Source organism: Haloarcula halobia (assembly GCF_029338255.1).
Classification (GTDB): Archaea; Halobacteriota; Halobacteria; order Halobacteriales; family Haloarculaceae; genus Haloarcula; species Haloarcula halobia.
This window is the reverse complement of sequence record NZ_CP119787.1, coordinates 1,658,485-1,680,187: the sequence shown is the minus strand read 5'-3', so window position 1 is coordinate 1,680,187 and position 21,703 is coordinate 1,658,485. Positions and strand designations below refer to the sequence as shown.

General features: G+C 70.5%; 21 protein-coding genes. 11 read left to right on the top strand and 10 right to left on the bottom strand.

Annotated elements, in window-relative coordinates; genetic code table 11:
- Positions 1-53 precede the first annotated feature (53 nt).
- On the top strand, positions 54-266 hold the full coding sequence (locus P1K88_RS08930; RefSeq protein WP_276409838.1) for a hypothetical protein: 213 nt from the start codon (positions 54-56) through the stop codon (positions 264-266).
- A 64-nt stretch (positions 267-330) separates the two neighbouring features.
- On the opposite strand, the gene P1K88_RS08925 is transcribed toward P1K88_RS08930, so the two are convergent.
- Positions 331-1,101, bottom strand: a complete 771-nt coding sequence (locus P1K88_RS08925; RefSeq protein ID WP_276414135.1) for a creatininase family protein — start codon at positions 1,099-1,101, stop codon at positions 331-333.
- 113 nt (positions 1,102-1,214) lie between these two features.
- Between P1K88_RS08925 and P1K88_RS08920 the strand changes: the two genes are divergently transcribed.
- Both P1K88_RS08920 and P1K88_RS08915 read left to right on the top strand, forming a co-directional pair.
- Positions 1,215-1,847, top strand: coding sequence for a hypothetical protein (locus P1K88_RS08920; protein WP_276409837.1), 633 nt, complete (start codon positions 1,215-1,217; stop codon positions 1,845-1,847).
- A gap of 94 nt (positions 1,848-1,941) precedes the next feature.
- Complete coding sequence (locus tag P1K88_RS08915) at positions 1,942-4,776, top strand: DEAD/DEAH box helicase (RefSeq protein ID WP_276414100.1); 2,835 nt, start codon at positions 1,942-1,944, stop codon at positions 4,774-4,776.
- A gap of 13 nt (positions 4,777-4,789) precedes the next feature.
- Here the strand turns inward: P1K88_RS08915 and P1K88_RS08910 are convergent, their stop codons facing one another.
- Entirely contained in the window at positions 4,790-5,407 is a 618-nt protein-coding gene (locus P1K88_RS08910) for a zinc ribbon domain-containing protein (protein ID WP_276414099.1), read from the bottom strand.
- Between the two features lie 262 nt (positions 5,408-5,669).
- Here P1K88_RS08910 and P1K88_RS08905 point away from each other — a divergent pair, with 262 nt between their 5' ends.
- A complete protein-coding gene (locus tag P1K88_RS08905) occupies positions 5,670-6,476 on the top strand; it encodes a plastocyanin/azurin family copper-binding protein (protein WP_276414098.1) in 807 nt (268 codons plus the stop codon).
- A gap of 51 nt (positions 6,477-6,527) precedes the next feature.
- Positions 6,528-8,282, top strand: a complete 1,755-nt coding sequence (locus tag P1K88_RS08900; protein ID WP_276414097.1) for a MutS-related protein — start codon at positions 6,528-6,530, stop codon at positions 8,280-8,282.
- 8 nt (positions 8,283-8,290) lie between these two features.
- Here P1K88_RS08900 and P1K88_RS08895 read toward each other — a convergent pair whose 3' ends face one another.
- From P1K88_RS08895 to P1K88_RS08880, 4 genes are read right to left on the bottom strand one after another with little or no spacing between them, the layout of a single operon-like run.
- Positions 8,291-8,653 carry a sensor histidine kinase gene (locus P1K88_RS08895; RefSeq protein WP_276414134.1) on the bottom strand — a complete coding sequence of 121 codons (363 nt, stop codon included), beginning with the start codon at positions 8,651-8,653 and terminating at the stop codon, positions 8,291-8,293.
- On the bottom strand, positions 8,650-11,028 hold the full coding sequence (locus P1K88_RS08890) for a heavy metal translocating P-type ATPase (protein ID WP_276414096.1): 2,379 nt from the start codon (positions 11,026-11,028) through the stop codon (positions 8,650-8,652). The genes P1K88_RS08895 and P1K88_RS08890 overlap by 4 nt, the downstream gene beginning before the upstream one ends.
- A gap of 6 nt (positions 11,029-11,034) precedes the next feature.
- Complete coding sequence (locus tag P1K88_RS08885) at positions 11,035-11,805, bottom strand: sulfite exporter TauE/SafE family protein (RefSeq protein WP_276414095.1); 771 nt, start codon at positions 11,803-11,805, stop codon at positions 11,035-11,037.
- 1 nt (position 11,806) lies between these two features.
- Entirely contained in the window at positions 11,807-11,989 is a 183-nt protein-coding gene (locus P1K88_RS08880; RefSeq protein ID WP_276277025.1) for a DUF8131 family protein, read from the bottom strand.
- Positions 11,990-12,154: 165 nt separating this feature from the next.
- On the opposite strand from P1K88_RS08880, the gene P1K88_RS08875 reads away from it, so the two are divergent.
- From P1K88_RS08875 to P1K88_RS08850, 6 genes are read left to right on the top strand one after another with little or no spacing between them, the layout of a single operon-like run.
- Positions 12,155-13,375, top strand: a complete 1,221-nt coding sequence (locus P1K88_RS08875) for a halocyanin domain-containing protein (protein WP_336407603.1) — start codon at positions 12,155-12,157, stop codon at positions 13,373-13,375.
- A 4-nt stretch (positions 13,376-13,379) separates the two neighbouring features.
- On the top strand, positions 13,380-13,907 hold the full coding sequence (locus P1K88_RS08870; RefSeq protein ID WP_276414093.1) for a cupredoxin domain-containing protein: 528 nt from the start codon (positions 13,380-13,382) through the stop codon (positions 13,905-13,907).
- Entirely contained in the window at positions 13,907-15,592 is a 1,686-nt protein-coding gene (locus P1K88_RS08865; protein WP_276414092.1) for a b(o/a)3-type cytochrome-c oxidase subunit 1, read from the top strand. The genes P1K88_RS08870 and P1K88_RS08865 overlap by 1 nt, the downstream gene beginning before the upstream one ends.
- A gap of 30 nt (positions 15,593-15,622) precedes the next feature.
- Positions 15,623-16,180 carry a hypothetical protein gene (locus P1K88_RS08860; RefSeq protein WP_276414091.1) on the top strand — a complete coding sequence of 186 codons (558 nt, stop codon included), beginning with the start codon at positions 15,623-15,625 and terminating at the stop codon, positions 16,178-16,180.
- Positions 16,181-16,228: 48 nt separating this feature from the next.
- Positions 16,229-16,546 carry an Hsp20/alpha crystallin family protein gene (locus tag P1K88_RS08855; RefSeq protein ID WP_276414090.1) on the top strand — a complete coding sequence of 106 codons (318 nt, stop codon included), beginning with the start codon at positions 16,229-16,231 and terminating at the stop codon, positions 16,544-16,546.
- Between the two features lie 27 nt (positions 16,547-16,573).
- A complete protein-coding gene (locus P1K88_RS08850) occupies positions 16,574-16,984 on the top strand; it encodes an archease (RefSeq protein WP_276414089.1) in 411 nt (136 codons plus the stop codon).
- On the opposite strand, the gene P1K88_RS08845 is transcribed toward P1K88_RS08850, so the two are convergent.
- Genes P1K88_RS08845 through P1K88_RS08830 form a run of 4 tightly spaced genes read right to left on the bottom strand, consistent with a single transcriptional unit; the run spans position 16,981 to position 21,661 of the window.
- A complete protein-coding gene (locus P1K88_RS08845; protein ID WP_276414088.1) occupies positions 16,981-18,168 on the bottom strand; it encodes a zinc ribbon domain-containing protein in 1,188 nt (395 codons plus the stop codon). The genes P1K88_RS08850 and P1K88_RS08845 overlap by 4 nt on opposite strands.
- 48 nt (positions 18,169-18,216) lie before the next feature.
- Entirely contained in the window at positions 18,217-19,308 is a 1,092-nt protein-coding gene (locus tag P1K88_RS08840; protein ID WP_276414087.1) for a zinc-ribbon domain-containing protein, read from the bottom strand.
- A 50-nt stretch (positions 19,309-19,358) separates the two neighbouring features.
- Positions 19,359-20,423: a PP2C family protein-serine/threonine phosphatase gene (locus tag P1K88_RS08835; protein WP_276414133.1), complete on the bottom strand. Its 1,065-nt coding sequence runs from the start codon at positions 20,421-20,423 to the stop codon at positions 19,359-19,361.
- A 2-nt stretch (positions 20,424-20,425) separates the two neighbouring features.
- The gene (locus P1K88_RS08830) at positions 20,426-21,661 is read right to left on the bottom strand and encodes a protein kinase domain-containing protein (protein WP_276414086.1); all 1,236 of its coding nucleotides are present in this window, start codon (positions 21,659-21,661) and stop codon (positions 20,426-20,428) included.
- Positions 21,662-21,703: the final 42 nt, after the last annotated feature.

The window sequence follows — 21,703 nt, the reverse complement described above, 5'->3', positions numbered from 1 at the left end:
TGGGGGGGGTAAGCAGCGTATACTGACGTTCGTAGGCGGACGATACCCGTTCGATGACCCGCGAGAAAACAGAGATTTACTGTGCCGAGTGCGATACCTGGCTCACCATCGACCACGGCGGGAGCGTGACCTGTAAGTGTGGCACGCAGTTCTCGATGACCGAGACGCCCGTTCCCGAGCGTCGGCCGGAGGCGAACAGGACGCCCTCTCCTCGCGGGCACCCGGTACGGCTGGACCTCTCCAAGCAGGTCGAGAGTCGCCAGTGAGGCCCTGATCCGGCAGGGGGACCACGTCCGGGTTGTCGCCGGTTGTCACCCGAGCAGTACCGTCTCACACGTGGTCGGCCGGGAGCAGTGCCCCGGCCGGCTGGTCGTCCAGCCACGAGCAGAGCCGACAGAGGTGGTCGAGTGCGGCATCGAACAGCTCGGCGCCGACATCGGCGCTGGCGTCCGTCTGGTCGCCCAGAACCCCGTTTTCCGTGTTGTCGATCGCGTCGTAGAACGTCCGGGCGCCGTGGACGCGCCCCGTCCCGTCGTCGAACTCCCGGAGGCCACCGTCCCGGGCCTGCTCCAGGCGGTCCTCGTGGACGAGGTCGTCGGCCAGGTGCTGGATGAGCGCCGTCTCCTTCGGACCACCGTGGGGCCCCGGGTGCTCGAAGGCGGCCTCGATGCGGTCGGTGATGCTCTCGTCCCACATCCACTCCAGGGCGTACATCGTGCCGTCGTCGCGGAGTCGGCGTCCCACCTCGCGGAGGTGTTCGACGTTGCCGCCGTGAGCGTTGACGTAGACGACGCGGTCGATGCCGTGGTACGCGAGGTTGCGGGTGAGGCTCTCGACGTAGTCCCGGAACGGGCCCGGGTCGGCCCACATCGTGCCGTGGAACTGGCGGTGGTGGGGGCTGACGCCGACGGCGACGGTCGGCGTACAGAGGTAGCCGGTCCGCTCGGCGGCGGCCCTGGCGAAGGACTCGGCGATGATGTGGTCGGTCCCCTCGGGGAGGTGCGGGCCGTGCTGTTCGGTCGACCCCAGGGGGACGAGCGCGAGCGACTCGGTGTCGAAGTACGATTCGAGGTCCGGCCAGGCCTCGTCGGCGAGATACATGACCATCCGTGCACACCGGACGCCCTTGAACATGTGGTCGCCCCGTCAGCGTCCCACCGGTGGCGGGACATACCCACCAACGCTTATATAGACAGATGGCCTCCAGTCAGGGTATGCCAGACGACTCGCCGTTCGGTCGGCTCGGGAGCCGGTTCGAGGCGCTGTTGTTCGGGGAGCGAGCACGGGCCTACCGGCTGTTCGTCCGCGCGATGTTCGTCCTCGCTGCGGCCCTGGCGGTGGTCTACGTCGCCGCCCAGGGGGGACTGGTGACCCTTGGGAGCGAGGCCGCGTCGGTGCTCGGGGTCGCGACGGCCGTCGCGGTGGCTGTCCTCGTGCTCTCGGGAATCGTCGAGTTCGTGGTGCTCGGTCGAGTCTACCAGCGCGGGACGACCGAAGTCGCTCAGGTAGCGTCCGAACTCGAACACGCCGCGGAACAACTCGAGGAGACCGCGGCGGAGTTAGAGGAGACGGCCGAAGAGGTCGAGGGGGCCGCGGAGACGGTCGAGGGGGCCGCGGCGGACATCGAGGAGACGGGCGAGCACGTCGGGGAGGCAGCCGAGGTGCGGGACAGGACGACCGGGGCGAAGGAGACGGCGGACGCTGCCGTCGAGGAGGCCGCGGAGGCAAAGCGGACCGCGACAGCCGTGGAGGTGACCGCCGAGGAGCGCCGCGAGCGGCTCCCGGGCGAGCACGACGACCAGAGCGAGGAGCGGAACGCGGACGACGAGCGCGACGGGCGCGAGTGACCGCACCGACGGAGCTCGTGTAGCGGGTACTCGCGTCGACGGCGCCGCCGTCGACACAACGTGTTTAACCAGTTGCGGCGGCTAGTCGGCCCCGATGACTGACGGGGCCGTGCGGGGCGAGGCGGCGTTCACCGCGCTGGGCGAGCAGGTCCGGGCCGCCCTCTCGGAGCGGGGGTTCTCGACGCCGACCGAGCCACAGCGGCGCGCGATTCCGACGCTGGTGAGCGGGCGCGACACCCTCGTCGTCGCGCCGACCGGGACCGGCAAGACCGAGACGGCGATGCTGCCGGTGCTCGACGCGCTGGCACGGGACGAGGAACGGTTCGGCATCGGCGCGCTCTACATCACGCCGCTCCGGGCGCTCAACCGGGACATGCGACAGCGGCTGGACTGGTGGGGCGAGACGCTCGGCCTCGAGGTCGACGTCCGCCACGGCGACACGACCGACTACCAGCGACAGCAGCAGGCCGACGACCCGCCGGACGTGCTGGTCACGACGCCGGAGACGCTCCAGGCCATGCTCACCGGGTCGAAGTTGCGGACGGCGCTCTCGGACGTCTCGCACGTCGTCGTCGACGAGGTGCACGAACTCGCGGCGTCGAAACGCGGCGCACAGATGACCGTCGGTCTGGAACGCCTGGCCGAACTCGCCGGGGAGTTCCAGCGGATCGGTCTCTCGGCGACGGTCGGCGACCCGAAGGCGGTCGGCCAGTTCCTCACGGGCGGGTCGGCGTGTGCCATCGTCGAGATAGACATCGGGAGCCGTCTCGACGTCGAGGTGGTCCGCCCGGCGGTGACCGAGCGCGACGAACAGCTGTCGAAGAAACTCGTCACCGACGCCGAGACGGCCAGTCACGTCCGCTACATCGACGACCTGATAGCGGCCCACGACTCGGTGCTCCTGTTCGTCAACACCCGCCAGACCGCCGAGGCGCTTGGCTCGCGGTTCAAGGAACTGGGCACGGACCTGGGGGTCCACCACGGGTCGCTCTCGAAGGAGGCCCGCATCGACGTGGAGGACCGCTTCAAGGCCGGCGAACTCGACGCGCTGCTGTGTACGTCGTCGATGGAGCTGGGCATCGACGTCGGCCACGTCGACCACGTCGTCCAGTACGGGAGCCCACGGCAGGTCTCGCGGCTCGTCCAGCGCGTGGGGCGGGCGGGCCACCGGAGCGACCAGGTCTCCTCGGGCACCGTCGTGACGACCCACGCCGACGACACGCTGGAGGGGCTGGCCATCGCCCGGCAGGCCCGCGAGGGCGAGGTCGAACCCGCCGAGATACACGACGGCAGCCTCGACACGGTCGCCAACCAGGTCGCGGGCCTGGTCATGGACACCGGGGAGATACGGGCGATGGAAGCCTACGAGATACTGACCCGCGCGTACCCGTTCCGGGACCTCCGGGAGGCGGCGTTCAAGGACGTCGTCAGGGAACTCGCGGCGAACAACGTCGTCTGGCTGGACGAGGAACGGGACACCCTCGAGAAGCGCCGGGGCACCTGGCAGTACTTCTACCAGAACCTCTCGATGATCCCCGACGAGGCGACCTACGACGTCGAGGACGTCGCCTCCGGCAAGCAGGTCGGGACGCTCGACGAGCGCTTCGTCGTCAACTTCGCCACGCCGGGCGAGGTGTTCGTCCAGCGCGGGGAGATGTGGCGCATCACGACCATCGACGAGGAGGAGGAGACGGTCACCGTCTCGCCCATCGAGGACCCCGCCGGCGAGGTCCCGTCGTGGGTCGGCTCGGAGATTCCGGTCCCGCGGGCCGTCGCGCAGGAGGTCGGCGAGGTTCGGCGGGTCGCCGGCCGCCAGTTACAGGACGGCGCCGACGCGGTGTCGGTCGCGACCCACCTCGCGACGCGATACGACGCGGGCGCCGAGACGATCGAGACGGGGCTCGCCGACCTGGCGCGACACGAGGCCCCCATCCCCGACGACGGGACCGTCCTCGTCGAGTTCCACGGGCGGGACGTCGTGCTCAACGCCTGTTACGGCCACAAGATAAACGAGACGCTCGGGCGCGTCCTCTCGGCACTGCTGGGCCAGCGGGCCGGATCCTCGGTCGCGATGGAGGTGGACCCGTACCGCATCGAACTGGAGGTCCCGCGGCGCATCACGGCCGGCGACGTCGTCGAGGTGATAGAGGAGACCGACCCCGACCACCTCCCGGCGCTGGTCGACCTGAGCCTGAAGAACGCCGACGCGCTGAAGTTCAAGCTCGCACAGGTCGCCACCAAGTTCGGGTCGCTGAAGCGGTGGCGCGGGCGCGGGTCGACCGACTTCGGCCGGGACCGCCTGCTGGCGGCGCTGGCGGACACGCCGATGTACGACGAGGCGCTCCGGGAGGTCAAACACGAGGACCTCGCCGTCGACGCGGCCGCGGAGATCCTCGCGGCGCTGCAGTCTGGGGACATCGCCCTCGAGACGGTCGCCGAGCGCACGCCGGTGGGCCTGGGTGGGCGCTCCTCGGGCCGGGAGCTCCTCTCACCGGAGAACGCCGACGCGAGCGTCATCCAGACGGTCCGCGAGCGCATCCAGAACGACCGCGTCCTGCTGTGCTGTCTCCACTGCAAGGGGTGGGACCGCACACAGCAGGTAAAGCGGGTGCGCGACCAGCCCGAGTGCCCGGAGTGTGGGTCGACCCGCATCGCGGCGCTGAACCCGTGGGCCGACGAGGTGGTGTCGGCGGTCCGGGCCGACGAGCGCGACGAGGAACAGGAGAAGATGACCGAGCGGGCCTACCGCGCCGGGTCGCTGGTCCAGTCCCACGGGCGCCGGGCCGTCGTCGCGCTGGCGGCCCGCGGGGTCGGGCCGCACAACGCCGCACGTATCATCAACCGCCTGCGCGAGGACGAGGACGAGTTCTACCGAGACATCCTCCGCCAGGAGCGAGAGTACGCCCGGACGCAATCGTTCTGGGGCTGAGTCGGGCGAGCCGTCAGGAGTCGGGTTCGTCGGGCTGATCGCGGTCGCTCGGCGCTCGCCCCGCGAGTTCGTGGAACCGGCCTGGTTCGCCCCGGGCCTGTCGGGCCGCACGGGCGGCGACGCGCCGGGCGAGCACCAGCGCGAGGACGGCCGGTACCGCCAGCGCGACGACGCCGAGGACGAGGACGTTCGACTCGACGGTCGACTGGCCGCGCCCGGCGTCGACGACGACGGCGGCCAGGACGGCGACGACCCCGCCGACCACCAGGTAGAGGCCACGGGCGAGCGCGGCGCTCGGGTTCGGGAGACGGGCGAGGTACGCCGCGGGGACCAGCCAGCCGAGAAGCGCGAGGGTGGCCAGCAGGGGCAGGGGGACGCCGCCGACGGTGATGACGACGGCGTAAGTCACGAGCGGCGCGATGGCGATGCCCAGCGCCAGTCCGGTCAACAGCACGGCCCAGCGCGGCGCCGTCTCCAGGTCGCCGCCCGTCGCGTCCAGGCGGGCCGTGACGGCCGCAGGGTCGAGGTTCGCGAGCAGCGGCCTGTCACACACCGGACAGCGCACCGCGTTCGGGTCGACCGCCTCGCCACAGTCGGCACAGACCTGGTCGTCGGACCCCTGTGGAGCCATACTTCCGGTTGCGTCCCGAGGGGCTTGAGTGATGCGCCGGCGTCACGGCGGGCCGAAAGCCCCACTTTCCAGCCGGCAGCGAAGCGGGCGCCAGTCGGTGTGGGAACGCCCCAGATGCCACCGTACTTCGACGTCTCGGTGGTAAGAGCGCGTTGTCGACCGGTAAGCGAGTGCAGAACGAGAGTAATCGGTGCTTCGCTGTCGGCGCGCAAAAAATATCAAGTATATAACAATAGATCACCCGCTCGACGGCCTACGCGCCATGTCGAGAGACACACACGGCCCGTACCGGCGCGACGTGATGAAGACCATCGGCGCGGGCGCGGCAGTGTCGGTCCTCGGCGGGGCCGCGATGGCCCAGGAAGACGACGACGAGGGAGCGGAAGGTGAGATGGACCACGGTTCGGGGACTGTCCACACGGTCCGGACGCTCATCTCCGGCCCGCCGACGAACCCAGAGCGGCCGGCGGACTTCTTCTTCCAGCCCACCGGGCTCCACGTCCAGCCCGGCGACGTGGTGAAGTTCGTCTTCACGACGCCCGACCACAACGTTGTGTCGTACCACCCGGCGTTCGGGATGCGGCGGCGCGTCCCGGTCGGCGTGGACGCCTTCTCCTCGCCGCTGCAGGGGTGGCGAGCCGACACCATCGCCGACGACCAGATAGAACCGCCCGCGGAACCCGGCGAAGATGGGGAAGCCGACGAGGACGACGAAGATGAGGAAGCCGGTGAGGACGACGAGGACGGCGAGAACGGCGACGAGGAAGAAGAGGAGGCAAGCGCCCCGGTGCCGAGCACCTGGCTCCACGCCTTCGAGACGGAGGGCGTCTACGACATCCTCTGTTCGCCCCACGAGGGGTTCGGGATGACACTCCGCGTCGTCGTCGGCGACGTGGAGGAGGCACCCTTCGAGACGTCGACCCCCGACAACCTGGCACCGCCGCGTGCGGGGCCGGTGGGCCTCGCGCGGGTGACGCTCACCGACCCGGCGCTCGAACCGGCGAACATCGTGGAACAGGGGCGCGTGCCCTGGCAGGCCCTGTCGGCGAACCGGGGCGGACAGGGGTGAGTCAGGCGTCGTTCATAAACGACTAAACGCGGCCCGCCCGTCGCCACGCCCATGCGACTGGAGGAGTACTGGGGCATCGGGCCGAAGACGTCCGACCTGCTGAGTGAGGCACTGGGCGTCGAGCGGGCCATCGAGGCGATCGAGTCGGCGGACACGCGGACCCTGACGGCAGCGGGACTCTCGCGCGGGCGGGCGACCCGGATTCTGCGGCGGGCCACCGGGGCGGAGTCGATGGATCTGCTCGCAACCCGGGACACCCGCGACGTCTACAAGGAACTGCTGGACCTCGCGGAGGAGTACGCCGTCACGGCGGACGCCGCCGACCGGATCCGCGTGCTGACACCGCTTCCCACGCGCGAGGAGATGGAGCGCCGGCTCGACGACGTGCTCGAAGCCAGGGACACCTGGGCGGCCCTCCCGGACGCCGATCGGGAGGCCATCATCGCCGCCTTCGAGGGCTACGACGCCGAGGGCGGCGAGCTTTCCGCCGTCGAGACGGCGCTGGGGCTGCGCGAGACCGGCGTCGAGGCGGGGGTCTTCGAACCGCTCGCCGAGGTTGACGGCGACGCACTCGCCGACGCCCGGGCGGCACTCGCCGGCCTCGCGGGCGGCGGTGACCGGGTCGGCGAGGGGGCCGACGACGAACTCGACCGCCTCCGCGAGCAGCTGGGGCAGGTCGAGGACCTCGCGGCGGGGTCGGCGAGCGTCGTCGAGGCCGTCCAGGAGGAGGCCCGCCGGCCCGCCGAGTTCCAGGACGCGCTGGTGCGCCACGTCGTCGCCGAGACGGGCCTGGAGGCGGCCAGCGTCCGCGACGCGATGCCCGGGGAGGCGACGGACGCCCGCGACTTCGTGGCGACGGCCCTGCGCGACCTGCGGAGTGCGCTCCGCAGTGACCTGGACGCCCGCGAGGCGGAGGTGGCCGACCGGCTGGAGGAGAACCTCGCGGCCGCTCGCGAGGACGTCGACGCCGCCGTCGAGGCGGTCGGGGACATCGCGCTCTCGGTCTCGCTGGCCCGGTTCGCGCTGGCGTTCGACCTGGTGCGCCCGACGTTCGTCGACGACCGCTCGACCATCGCGGTCCGGGAGGCCCGCAACCTCGCGCTCGCAGACGTCGAGGACGTCCAGCCGGTGACCTACGCCGTCGGCGACCACGACCTTGCGGTCGAGAGCGCGAACGCCCCGCCGACCGGCGACCGGGTCGCGGTGCTGACCGGGGCGAACTCCGGCGGGAAGACCACGCTGCTGGAGACGCTCTGTCAGGTCCAGTTGCTCGCCCAGATGGGCCTCCCGGTCCCCGCGACGGCCGCCGAGGTGGGGGTCGTCGACACCGTCGTCTTCCACCGCCGTCACGCATCGTTCAACGCCGGCGTTCTCGAGTCCACGCTGCGGTCGGTCGTCCCGCCGCTGACCGACAGCGACCGCACCCTGATGCTGGTCGACGAGTTCGAGGCTATCACGGAACCGGGGTCGGCGGCGAACCTGCTGCACGGCCTGGTGACCCTGACCGTCGACCGGGACGCGCTGGGCGTGTTCGTCACCCACCTGGCCGAGGACCTCGAACCGTTGCCCGACGTCGCCCGCGTCGACGGCATCTTCGCCGAGGGCCTAAGCACCGACCTCGAGCTCCAGGTCGACTACCAGCCCCGCTTTGGCACCGTCGGGAAGTCGACGCCGGAGTTCATCGTCTCCCGACTGGTCGCGAACGCCTCGGACCCGGTCGAGCGCTCGGGCTTCGAGACGCTCGCGTACGCCGTCGGCGAGGAAGCCGTCCAGCGGACGCTCTCGGACGCGCGCTGGACGGAGTAGGCGGCCCGTCAGCCGTCGTCGGCCGACGCCGCCGTCGCCGGGTCCGGCCCCGATAGCGTCGGGGCGTCGATGGTGACCACCGTCCCAGTCGACTCGTTGGCCTCGAAACTGACCGACCCGCCGGCGATGTCGGTCCCCCAGGCGATGAGCGCGAGCGCGAACCCGCTGCCGTGTCGCAGCGGCGTCTCGGTCCCCTCTTCGATGATGCTGAGTTCGTTTTCCTCGATGCCGGGGCCGTCGTCCGCCACGGTGATGGTGACGCTGTCCTCGCCCGTCTCGACGGTCACCCACACCTGTGGGCCCGGTCCGGTGTTGTGCTCCGTGGCGTTCTCGAGGACCTGCCGGCAGACGGTGTCCGGCCGTCGCCTCAGTCGCTCTCCGGGACCGGGCGAGCAGGACCCGGGGTCGACTCCCGCCCTGCCGACGACGGCTGCCCGGCCAGCGAGCGCGTGGAGTTGCCGACGACGAGCAGACTGCTCGCGGTCATCGCCACCGCCGCGAACAGCGGGTTCAGCAGTCCGAGGAGCGCGAGCGGGAGCGCGACGGCGTTGTAGCAGAAGGCCCACGCGAGGTTCTGGCGGACCCGCGACCGCGTCGCCGCGGTCACGTCCAGCAGTTCGGGGACGGCCGCCAGGTCGTCGGTGGTCACGACGGCGTCCGCGGCGTCGGCCGCCAGCTGGGTACCCGAGGCCATCGCGACGCCGATGTCGGCGGTGCCCAGCGCCGGCGCGTCGTTGCTCCCGTCGCCGACCATCGCTACCGTCCCGCGGGACTGGAGGCGCTGGACGACTTCGGTCTTTGCCTCCGGCGGGACCCCGGCGAACACCTCGTCGACGCCCGGATGCGATTCGAATGCGGCGGTCGCGTCGGGACTGTCGCCCGAGACGACGACCACCTCGTGGTCGCGTGCCAGCGCGTCGACCGTCGTCTCCCAGTCGTCCCGTGGCCGGTCGCCGGCGACGACGAGGCCGCGGGCCCGGCCGCCCCAGGCCACCAGCGCCGGGACGTGCCCCGCCTCGCGCGCACGGTCGTACCGGTCTCGCAGGTCGTCGTCGACGGCCAGTTCCAGCGACTTCACGAGGTCGACGGTGCCGACGACCGTCCGCTCGCCGTCGACGGCGGCGCTGACGCCGCGGCCGGGGTGACTCTCGAACGCCTCGACGGCGGCGTCGGGGACGGCGACGGCGTCTGTCACGGCCGCGGCCAGCGGGTGGTCGGCGAACTGCTCGACGGCAGCCGCCCGGCGCATCACCGGCTCGTCGGCGCGCTCTAGCAGCTCCATCTCGCCGGTCGTCAGCGTCCCCGTCTTGTCGAAGGCGACGACGTCCAGGTCGGTGGCCGTCTCGAAGACCGACTCGCCGGTGACGACGACGCCGGCGTCGAAGGCCCGGCGGATGCCGGCGGCCGTCGCGAGCGGCGTCGCCAGCCCCAGTGCGCAGGGACAGGAGACGACCAGCACCGCGAGGCCGGTCAGCAGTGCGTCGGTCGGCCCCGCGCCGAACAGGAGGTGGGCGCCCGTGGCGACGACGGCGAGGACGACCACCAGCGGGACGAACACGGCGGCGATGCGGTCGACCAACCGCTGGACGCCCCCGCGGCCGCTCTGGACGTCCCACAGCAGCGTCGTGAGGCGGTCGATGGTGCTCTCGGCGTCGGGGCCGACGCTGACGACGACGCCGCCCTCAGTCAGCAGCGACCCGCCGAGCACCTCGTCGCCCGCCGTCTTGCGGACCGTCCGGGACTCCCCAGTCACGAGCGACTCGTCGGCCGCGCCGTCGCCGGAGACGACGGTGCCGTCGACCGGAATCCGGTCGCCGCTCCGGACGACCACTTCGTCGCCGGGGCGGAGGTCGGATACGTCGACCGTCTCCGTCCCGCCGTCCGTCCGGCGGGTGGCCGTGTCGGCCCGCTGGGTCGTGAACTCGGTCAACCGTTCGAGCGCGCCCCGCCGGACCCGGTCCTGGTAGTAATCGCCCAGTGAGACGGCCATGACGATGACCGTCGCCACGTCGAAGTACACCTCGGTGTGACCCAGCAGCACGGCGAGGACGCTGTACCCGAAGGCCGTCGTCGCCGCCATCGCGACCAGCAGGTCCATGTTCGGCCGGCCGGCCCGCAGACTGACGTAGGCGCCCCGGAGCAGGGGCCACCCGGTGTAGCCGACGACCACGGCGGTCATCACGGCCATGTTCCACAGGAGGTAGTCGCCCGCCGGACCGGCCGGGTCCAGCAACAGGAGCGACCCGTCGACGCCCAGGTACGCCGGGTAGAGAAAGAGGACGTACCAGAGCATCGTCATCATCCCGAAGAAACCGCCGACGATGAGACGCCCCTCCAGTTCGTACTCGTCGTCGTCCTCGTCGTGGCGGTGACTGGCGTCGTAGCCGGTGCCGGCGACGACGTCCGGGAGCCCCTCGCTGTCGAGGACGGCGGGGTCGTAGGTGACTTTCATCGTCCCCGTCGGGTAACTGGCCGCTGCGCCGGTCACGCCCTCGTGGTCTGTCGCGCGGGCCTCCAGGAACGTCTCGCAGGTCGCACAGTGCATCCCGTCGACGGCGAGGTACGCCGTCTCGCCCGCGGCGTCGTCGGGGTCGGTGCCGGTGTCGGCGTCCGCGACGGACGCCGTCGCCGGGTCGTCGAGGGTCCGTGCGACCTCCAGACAGCCCCGGCAGCAGAAGGTCCCCTCGACGTCGTCGTCGCTGACCGCGGCGTCGACCGGCAGGCCACAGAGCGTACAGTCGGCCATCGGTCGTCACATCCAGGGCATCGGCAGCGGCGGCTTGGGGATCGAGACGCCGAAGGCCGCCAGGCCGTTCGCGAGGGGCACGAGCGCGAGCACGACGAAGACGGCGCCCAGCACCCGGTGGAGTGTCGAACGGCGGGTCGGCGAGAGCGTCCCGAAGGCCGTCCCGTAGGCGAACACGAGCGGGATGGTCCCCAGGCCCAGCGCCGCGAGCGAGAGGGCGCCGGTCACCACAGACCCCGTCGCGAAGGCGTACAGGAACGCCGGGTACAGCAGCGGACACGGGAGCAGGCCGTGCATCGCCCCCAGTGCCACCATCCCCGGACCGTCGACCCAGGCGTCGATCCTCGCCACGAGCGCCGCCGAGACCCGCTGAAATCCGGTCCCCACGACCGGGACCGAGGCGGCCAGGTCCACGGCGCTCCCGCGGGTCAGGTACCCGAGACCGACGGCGACGATGAACGTGCCGACGAGCACACCGACGGCGCCGCGTACGGCAGTACCGATCTGTGCGAGGCCGGCGATGTCGTAGAGGACGGCCCCGAGCGCCCCGAGCAGCGCGCCGACGGCGGTGTAACTCAGCGTGCGGCCGACGTTGAAAAGCGCCTGCTGTCGGATCTCGTGCGTCGAGACCGGGCCGCCGTCGTCGAGTCTGTCGGCGTAGGTGGTGACCAGCGGCCCGCACATCCCGAGACAGTGGACGCTGCCGACGAGGCCGAGGCCGGCAAAGGCCAGTAGGCCCGCTGTCTCGCCTGTCCCCACCGGGAGCCCGGGGCCCATCTCAGGCCGGGGCACCCTCCGACGCGCCCTTCGCCGTCATCCAGTAGAGACTCGCGGCGATGAGAACGACGTTGACGAGCGCGAGCGCGACGATGGTCCGGCCTGTCCCCTGCAGATAGTAGGCGACCGGGGCCAGCCCGGCGAGTGCAAGCAGCGTCACGATACGTGGGTTCGACATCGACATGGACAACGCTTGGGCGGACCGTCTATAAAAATGGATGGGGCGTTCCTATCCGCTGAAAACACTGGGTGCTTTTTAGTCGATGACGTTGGTTCGGGTGGATATGGGCCGACAGACCGTTGGAGCGACGACAGTGACGGATCGGCCTCCTGCAGTGGAGGGATGTGGATGTCACTAAGAAGGAGACAATTCATGCAAGGCGCGGCCGGCGCGACCGCGCTCGGTGCGGCAGGACTAGCATCGGCACAGGAAGAACCCGACTACGGTGGCTGGTTCGACGACGTCTCGAACTTCGATGGAACCGTCGACAAACGCGGACAGGACACCGTCGAGATCACCGTCGGGGCCCAGGGGAACAACGGTAACTTCGCGTTCGACCCCCCGGCCGTGATGGTCAATCCGGGCACGGAAGTCGTCTGGACGTGGAACGGCAAGGGCGGCGGTCACAACGTCGTCTCGGACGGGGACGGGCCCCTCGATTCGGGGTCCCCCGTCGCGGAGTCGGGGACCACCTACTCCTACACCTTCGAATCCGAGGGGATCTTCAAGTACGTCTGTGTCCCCCACGAGGCACTCGGGATGAAAGGCGCCGTCGTCGTCCGTCCCGGCGGGTCGGGCGGTGGCGGCAGTAGCCAGCCCCAGGGACCGCCCGCCAACCCCGACTACGGCGGCTTCTTCGACGACGTCTCGAACTTCGACGGGACCACCGTCGACAGGACCGGCCAGGACACCGTCGAGATATCGGTCGGTGCCCAGGGGAACAACGGCGCGTTCGCCTTCGACCCGCCGGCGGTCAGAGTCTCGCCGGGCACCGAAGTCGTCTGGACGTGGACCGGCGAGGGGGGTGGCCACAACGTCGTCTCGGACGGCGACGGACCCCTCGATTCGGGGTCCCCCGTCGCGGAATCGGGGACCACCTACTCCTACACCTTCGAGGAGATGGGCGTCTACCAGTACGTCTGTGTCCCCCACGAGTCGCTGGGCATGAAAGGCGCCGTCGTCGTCGGCGGCCCCCTCGAGGGGGGCGGGGGCGGCGGCGAAGGTGGCGGCGGTGGCCGCGGGAGCATCGAACTCTCCGGGCCCCAGTGGCTCCTGAGCGGGTCCGTCCTGCTGGCGTTCTTCTCGCCGCTGCTGTTCGCGGCGGTGATGCGGCGCCGCTACCGGGAACGGCCGCCCCAGATGGGGACCGACGACGACCTGGAACGTGCGACCGGGCCGGTTCCGGTCGAAGAAGCGGCAGAGACCGAACCGGCGGTGGAGCTGCCACACGACGAGTACGACCCCAAGGGGACGGCGGCACTGGTCGCCTTCTACTTCGTCCTCATCGCGCTCCTGTGGGCGTTCATGTACTTCGTCGAGTTCCTCGGCCGCGTGTCGGTGATCGGGTGATAACATGCAGGTTCACAACTTCGAGAAAGTCTGGCTCGGCGCAGCGATACTCCTCATCGTCGGCTTCATAGCAACCATCTCCTATGGCACCGTCGGTGCCGGCATCTCGATGGTCGACGACTCCGGAGGGCAGATCAGTGCACAGGCGGTCCAGAACGGCAACACCGGGACACAGTTCGACGACCCCGGCGTGGTCCAGGCGAGCGAGGATCAGGTCGTCGTCTACGTCGTCGCCCAGCAGTTCCAGTTCCGGCCCGGCAGCGGTGACACCCCCATCCGGGTGCCCGCGGACACGCGCGTGACGTTCAAGGTCACCAGCGCGGACGTGGTCCACGGCTTCTCCATCACGGAGACCAACATCAACACGATGGTCATCCCCGGACAGGTCGCCGAGGTCACCGCCGTCTTCGACGAGACGGGGACCTACGGGCTGGTATGTCACGAGTACTGCGGGGCCGCCCACCACACGATGGGCGGGTCCGTCGAAGTGGTCCCGAAGGACCAGTACGAACCACAGGAGGTGAGCAACTGATGGTCTTCGTCGACGAGTACCCCAAGACTTCGAAACTCATCCGCAGTCAGTTCATCGTCTCGTTTATCGCCCTGGCGCTCGGTGCCGTCTTTGGCATCGTCCAGGCGCTGCACCGCACCGGTACGTTCCGGATATTCAGTTCCGCGGACTACTACACCATCCTGACCGGGCACGGCGTCCTGCTGGCGCTGGTGTTCACGACGTTCTTCATCGCCGGCCTGTTCGGGTGGGCGGTGAGCAACAGTCTCGAGCGCGTGCTCCCCCAGCGGGCCGCGTGGGGTGCCTTCTGGCTGATGCTGGTCGGCACCGTGCTGGCCGCCGTGGCCATCCTGGGCGGCCTCTTCGGGGCGCCGTCCATCCTCGGCCACTCGCTGAAGGCCGACGTCCTGTTCACGTTCTACGCGCCGATGAAAGCCCACCCGGCGTTCTACCTGGGTGCCGCGCTCATCATCGTCGGCTCGTGGATCGCCGGCTACGCCTACTTCAAGTCGCTGTGGAACTGGCGTTCCGAGAACGCCGGCGAGCGCATCCCGCTGAAGACGTTCATGGTCATCACGACCATGCTGATGTGGTACATCTCGACCATCGGCGTCGCCGTCGAGGTTGTCGTCTTTCTCATCCCGTGGTCGCTGGGTCTCATCAGCAACGTCGACCCGCTGCTGACCCGGACGCTGTTCTGGTACTTCGGTCACCCGGTCGTGTACTTCTGGCTGATGCCGGCGTACCTCGTGTGGTACACCATCCTGCCGAAGCTGGCCGGCGGCCGGCTGTTCAGCGACCCGCTGGCTCGCGTGGTCTTCGTGCTGTTCCTGCTGCTGTCGACCCCGGTCGGCTTCCACCACCAGTACGTCGACCCCGGCATCCCCGAGGGCTTCAAGTTCATCGCCATGACGAACACGATGTTCCTGCTGTTGCCCTCGCTTTTGACCGCCTTCACCGTCGTCGCCTCGCTTGAACACGGGGCCCGACAGAACGGCGGGAAGGGCTACTTCAGCTGGCTCCGCAACCTGCCGTGGGGCGAGCCGGCCTTCGCCGGCTGTGCGCTGGCCGGCCTGATGTTCGCCGCCGGCGGGTTCTCCGGGATGATCAACGCCGGGATGAACATCAACTACCTCATCCACAACACGCTGTGGGTGCCCGGCCACTTCCACCTCACCGTCGGCACGGCCTTCGCGCTGACGGCGATGGCCATCAGCTACTGGCTGGTGCCCCAGATCACGGGCAAGAAGCTCCAGCGGCGGGGGCTTGCGGCCATCCAGCCCTACATCTGGTTCATCGGCATGGCGCTGATGTCCAACGCGATGCACCGGGCTGGCCTGGCCGGCATCCCGCGCCGGACCGCAGAGCCGACCTACAGCGAGTTCTCCTTCGAGGGGGTCGCTGGCACGGTCGGGGAGATGCGCCTGCAGATCGCCATCGGCGGGACGCTCCTGTTCGTCGGCGCGGCGCTGTTCCTCGTCGTGATGGCCGAGACCTGGATCGCCCACCGCGGCGGGCGCCTGCGCGTCAACAGCGTGTTCCCGGACCCGCTGTCCGGCCCGGAACACAGCCCGCGCATCCTCGACAACTACAAACTGTGGACGGCCATCGCGCTCGTCCTCATCGTCATCGCCTACGGCCCGCCGCTCGCGGCCATGCTCGCCGACGGCATCACAGCGCCCGGTAGTCCGCCGATTCCGGTCTGACCCGACCAGTTTTCCCCCATCTGCTCACCAATGTTCGACGACGTCTCCGGCCCCGACCAGACGACGCTGATACGAGTCCTGATAGTCATCGGCATCGGCCTCCCGATACTCATCGAGGTCGCCACCTTCGGCGGGATGCTCAGCCACTACGTCGCCGGCGGTGACGGCGGCGACGCGGCGACGGCGAGCGCCAAGACGCCCACCCCGGAGGTGACCGGGGCCCACGCCGGCGACGAGGTGCTGACACAGGCCGAACCCACCGCCCACATCTCGCGGGCGTCCGTGCTCACCACCGACGACGGCTGGCAGTTCCTCCTGACGTTGAACGTCACGAACGACGGGGAGCGGCCGGCCGAGGTACAGGTCGGTGCGGCCACGGCCCACAACGGCGCGACCGTGGCGGGGACGGGCACGACCGGGGACCTCGAACCCGGCGAGACCGGCCAGGTCACCGGGTCGTGGATGCTCCCGTCCGGCGAGCGCCCGGCCAGTGTCTCGGTGACCGTCGTCACCGCCACGTCCGACGGCGGGACGGATTCGACGGGCTACACAGTCGAACTGGGAGACATCCCGGTTTCCAACCAGTGAAAAGCGCGCACACAAGTTATTAGCGTGGCCGGCGAACTGCCACCCGAGGTGACACACGTGACGACACATCATCCCCGGAAAGGCGTGGAGCTGTACCGCGAAGACGATGCGTACGTCGTACTGTTCGACCTGCCGGACCACGACCCCGCCGATATCGAGGTCCGATGGCACGACAGCCGCCTCCACGTCGAGGCCGTCGAGGCCGACGCGACCGGCCGGAGCGGCGTGGTCCACCGGAGCATCGGCCTGCCGAAGGCCATCGAGGAGGGGAACATCTCGGCGGTGTACGAGGACGGCGTCCTGACGGTGACGGCCCCGGTGAGCGACTCGGGGCCCGAACACCACACCGTCGACGTCCAGTACTGACGGACGGTAGTCGCCGAGGAGTCTCCCATGCCGTTCGACCTCCGCGAGCACACCGCGGACGTGGCCGTCGAAGCCACCGGCGAGAGCCTCGGTGCCACCTTTGCCGCCGTGGCCGACGGCCTCGCGGCCGCGATGTGTGAGGAGGTTCCCCCGGCGGGCGAGCGCTTCTCGGTGACGGTCACCGCGGAGTCCGGCGAGGCGCTCCTCTTCGATTACCTCGATCAGCTCATCTACGAACGCGACGTGCGCTCGGTGCTCCCCGTCGACAACGAGGCGACGGTGCGCGCCGACGGCGACGAGTGGCACCTCGAGGGGAGCGCACGCGGCGTCCCGCTGCCGGCCGTCGAGGCCCGCGAGGTGAAGGCGGTGACCTACTCCGAGATGGCCCTGGAGGACCGAGCCGACGGCTGGCGCGCCTACGTCGTCTTCGACGTCTAGTCGAGGCGCTCGCCGCAGTTCGGACAGAACCGTGCCGACCCATCGGCCGGTACGTCCGCGTGACACGCTGGGCACCGGTCGGACGTTCCCTCGCCCGCGGCGTCGTCGGTGTACACCGCGGTGTCGGCGAACCACTCGTCTGCGGTCGTGCCGTCGGGCGTCGGCTCGTCGGCCGCCGCCGTCTCCTCCGGAAGCGGCTCGTCCGGCGTGAACACGCGGGTCCCGCCGGACTCGTCGGAGTCAGCCGGCGCGTCGTCGGTATCGTCGGCCGTGTCGGCTCCCGCCGGAGCGGATTCGTCCGGGTCCGCGTCCGTCTCGGCCGCCCCGTCGTCCCGGCCCGGGCCACCGGCGTCAGCCGATGGCGCCGCTGTACGACGGCCCGCACTCGGGTAGCGCTGACCCGGCCGCGGTCGCGGATTCTCGAGCGGCGCGCGCAGCGCGACGACCAGGCCGACGGCGGACTGGGGCACCAGGTAGGCCGCCGCGAGCACCGCGGGTCCCATCACGGCGGCCGAGCGAGCGGTGCCGGCGTCGACGCCGCTGGCTGCGACCACCGTCTCGGCGACGGACGCGACGCCCGTGGCGGCGAGTCGGTCCCCGAGTGACCCGGTGAACGTTCCCAGCGCCGGCGCGTGGACCAGCCACGCGACGGCGAGACTGGCCGCAGCGAGGACCGAGAGCAGGGAGAGAAGCGGCGGCACCGAGAACGTGTAGACCCGGTAGCCGTAGGCGAGCGTCCTGACGAACAGGTGCGCGGCGGCGACGGCGCCGGCGGCGGCCAGCAGCGGGGACGGCCCCGCCGTGGCGCCGACGGCCACCACCGCGAACACGACGAGACCGGACGGCGCGACCAGCGCGCTCGGGTGGTCGAACCGGTAGCGCGACGCGAGATTCCCTCGCGTGTTCTTCAGCGCGCGGTCGAGCAGCGCCGCCGCGACGAGCGCCGGGACGACTACCCAGCCGACGGCCGCCAGCACCGCCAGCGCATCGACGGGGGCCGACCCCACCGAGAACAGGGTCGACCCGGCGAGCGACGGGGCGACGGCGTCGGCGAGCGTTCCGGTCCCGAGGACCCAGCCGCCGTAGACGACAGTACCCAGGACGCCGCCGGCGAAGAACCATCGCTCGGCGCCGACCAGGCGGACGGAGTCGCGGAGTTCAGCGGACAGGGAGCCGCCCCACATTGGTCAGTGGTTTCTACAGCGGGCGCTTAAGTGTGGGTGAAATCCCGGTCACGGCGCCTCGATGGTGATGGTCGCCACGCCGGACAGCTCCAGCTCGTCGCCGGGCCCGACGGGTTCCCGGTCGCCCTTCCGCAGGGAGCGACCGTTGAGCGTCGTCGGGTTCTCGCCCAGGTCGACGAGGTAGAACCCGTCGGCCTCGCGGACGAACCGGACGTGTTCGCGGTGGATGCGGACCGCCTCGTCCTCGGGGCGGCCGGCGTCGGCGAGCGCCGCCCGGACCGCCCGGCCCACCCTGTCACCGTCCGCGACGGTGATGTCGGTACCGGCCACCGAGAGGACGAGCGAGTCCGGGACGGCCGCCGTCTCGTCCGCCGACTGCGCGGCGAGTGCGTCGACGGCGTCGACGTCCGCCTCGGCGTCCCCGGACCCGCCCCGGTGGGCCTCGAGGTCCTCGCCGCAGTTCGCACAGAAGTGCTCGTCGCCCTCGAGGTCGGTGCCACAGGACGGACACTTTGTGAGGTCGTCCCCACCGGGTTCGACGGCCTGGACGTCGGCACCGCACTCGATACAGAAGTTCGCGTCCGCGTCGAGTTCGGTCCCGCAGTCGGGACACTCGATGGTCGCGGGCGTGTCGGCCGTGACCGCGTCGGTGTCCGCCCCAGTGTCGTCCGTGTCCGAGGGGCCCGTCTCCGCCGACGTCGACGCGGACTCGGCACCGGCCGGTTCCGACGCGTCCGCGTCGTCGGTCGCCGGGGTCTCGTCCCCGTGATCGTCGGCGGCGTCCACGTCGGACTCGTCGTCTTCGTCCTCGGGCGCCGAAGCTGTTCCCTCGGGCGCGGGGTCGACGTCTTCCCAGCTCGCCTCGCCGGAGGCCGGGTCTGGCTCGGCGGGTCCGGCCTCCGGGTCGGCGTCGGCGGAATCGGCGTCGGCGGCCTCCGTACCCAGTTCGTCTGTCGGTCCGGTCTCGGAGTCGGCGGCCGGCGCGGCGTCCTCACTCGCCTCGTCGCCGTCGCCCGCCGCGCCCTCGTACTGCCACTCACCGCAGTCGGGGTTCGTACACCAGCCCCCGGCGGCGGTCGGGTCGAAGGGCTGCCCGCAGAGTGGGCACTCGACCGCGTCTCCGTCGTCTGTGTCGGCCATGGCTGTCGGTACCTCCCAGGGGGCAAAAACAGTTGCCCACGCGATACCCCTCAGTTATCGGTCACGACGACGGTGTCCCGGTCCCGGACGTCGAGGTCGGAGTCGACGGCACGGACCGGCAGGCCGCCGGATTCGGGCGTAGCCGGGAGCACCGGGTCCTCGAACAGGAGGACGGAGACATTGTCCTTGCCGCCCCGGTCGTTGGCCAGCGAGACGTACTCGCGGGCGGCCGCGTCGAGCGTGGTCGCCTCGAGCGCGACGTCCCGAATCTCGGCGTCGGTGACGACGGCCTCCCGGACGCGCTCTGCGACCGCCGCAGACCGACCGGACGCGACGTACTCGTCGTACAGGTCGGGGGCGTCCGTCTGGGCGTCGACGAGACCGTCGCTGGTCACCACCAGGGTGTCTTCGGCGTACAGGCGGACGCTCCGGGTGTCGACCTCCACAGACGCCTCCGCGGGGTCCTCGTAGCCAGACCCGCCCAGCGCGCGGGTTATCTGGTTGCCGTCGGGGTGGACGTGAGCCGCCACGGCGTCGAGTTCGCCCCCGTCCGCCCGGTCCTGGACCACGGAGTGGTCCCGGGTCAGCCGGTCGATGGTCTCGCGGGCCTCGTTGACGACGTAGGCCCGACTGTCGCCGACCCAGCCGTAGTGGAGGGCGCCGTCGGCGTAGACGCCGGCGACGACGGTAGTGTACGACTGGGTGCCGGCGGCCGCAGCGTACCGGATGACGTCCCGGTGGGCCTCGACGATGGCATCCTCGACGGCGGCCTGGATGCCTTCCTCGCCGCGGGCGTCGGGGAGAACCGACCGGTCGACGTCCACGTCGAACTGGTCGGGGTGGCGCCGGGCCGCGCGTATCGCCACCGGCGCCAGGCGTTCGGCGACGCTCGTCGTCGCGATGTAGGACGCCGCGTCGCCCGCGTCGTGGCCGCCGGCCCCGTCCGCGAGGACGAACGCCGCCGCCGAGCGGTTCGTCGGCCGCCCGTCGTCGCGGGTCCCCTCGCGGTAGCCCTCGCGGTGCCCCTCCTCGAAGACGGTCAGAGCCACGCTATCCTCGTTGATTCCCCGTCCGCGCTTCCGCTCGCCGATGTCGTAGTTGGTGCTGTATCGCATGGTCATGTCTCCGGATGGAACTCGAACGTGACGCCGTAGGTGGGGTGGACGAGCGACACCAGGTCGCCGTCGTGCAGGCGGACCGACTCCGGGGGGACCCGCCCGTGCCGGTCGGTGGGGTCCTCGCCCTCGTCTCGCAGGCGTTCCCGCCCCGCCGCACAGAGGACCCGCTGCCAGCCCCGTCCCTGCTGGACGAAGGTCCCGTTGAGGCTCCGGTCGTGGAGGTGCCAGTCGCCGTCCGCGGTGTCGAACTGGACCTGGACCGACGATATGTACTCGCCCTGCGGGTCGTCGATGGCGATGGAGGCCGACGGGCCACGTGCCCCCTGCCGGCCGATGGTGTCGCCGGGTTCGACGGTGAACCGCTCGTCGGCCTGGACGTACCGGACAGAGGCCCGCGCCGGCGGTTCGGGGTCGCGGGTCTGGAGCACCTCCTTCAGGACCGTCGCGTTCCGGTAGCGGTCCCGGTAGTCCGTCTGGGTGGCCCGCTCGACGATTTCGGCCAGGTAGTCCTCGCAGTCGGCCCCGAAGTCCCGCGGGTCGACACCGTCCTTCTTCGGGACGCTCCCCTTCAGGAGAAAGAGGAGGATCTTCCCGATGGAGTAGACGTCGGACCAGGGCCCCTGGCGGACGTCGGTCCGACTGGCCTCGGCGACCTCGCGGGGCTTGAACGGCCCCAGGATGGTCGTCCCGGAGTTGCCCGTCGACGGGTCGCCAGCGGCGTCGAACCCCGTCGCCGTGTTGAAGTCGATGAGCGTCGGCGTGATGTCTGACGTGAGCATCACGTTCTCGGGTTTCAGGTCGCGGTAGACGATCTCGTGTTCGTGGAGGAAGCCCATCGCGTCCGAGAGGTCGATGCCGATTTGCCGGACCTGGTCGGTGTCCTCGATGGGGCCGTGGCGGTCGATGACCTCGTCGAGTTCGATGCCGCCGGCGACCAGTTCGACGACCAGGAAGGGAACGTCGCGCTCGGTCACCTGGTCGTAGAGGTCCATGACGTTCTCGTGGCCACCCGCCTCCCGAATCTTCAGGAGCGACTCGGCCTCCTTCCGGAAGTACGCCTCGATGACGTCGGGGTCGTTCTGGGACTCCGTGTAGTTGGGGTGTTTCAGCACGACGTTGTCGCCCGTCGCCCGGTCCGTGGCCCGGTAGGCCTTCGCGAACCCGCCCTTGCCCAGGAACTCCTGGAGGTCGTAGCGGTCCGCGATGACGTCGCCCGGCTCGGGTTCCCAGGTCATGGGTCACTGGCGTCGACACTCGCCCGAACCCGCCGTCGGGTG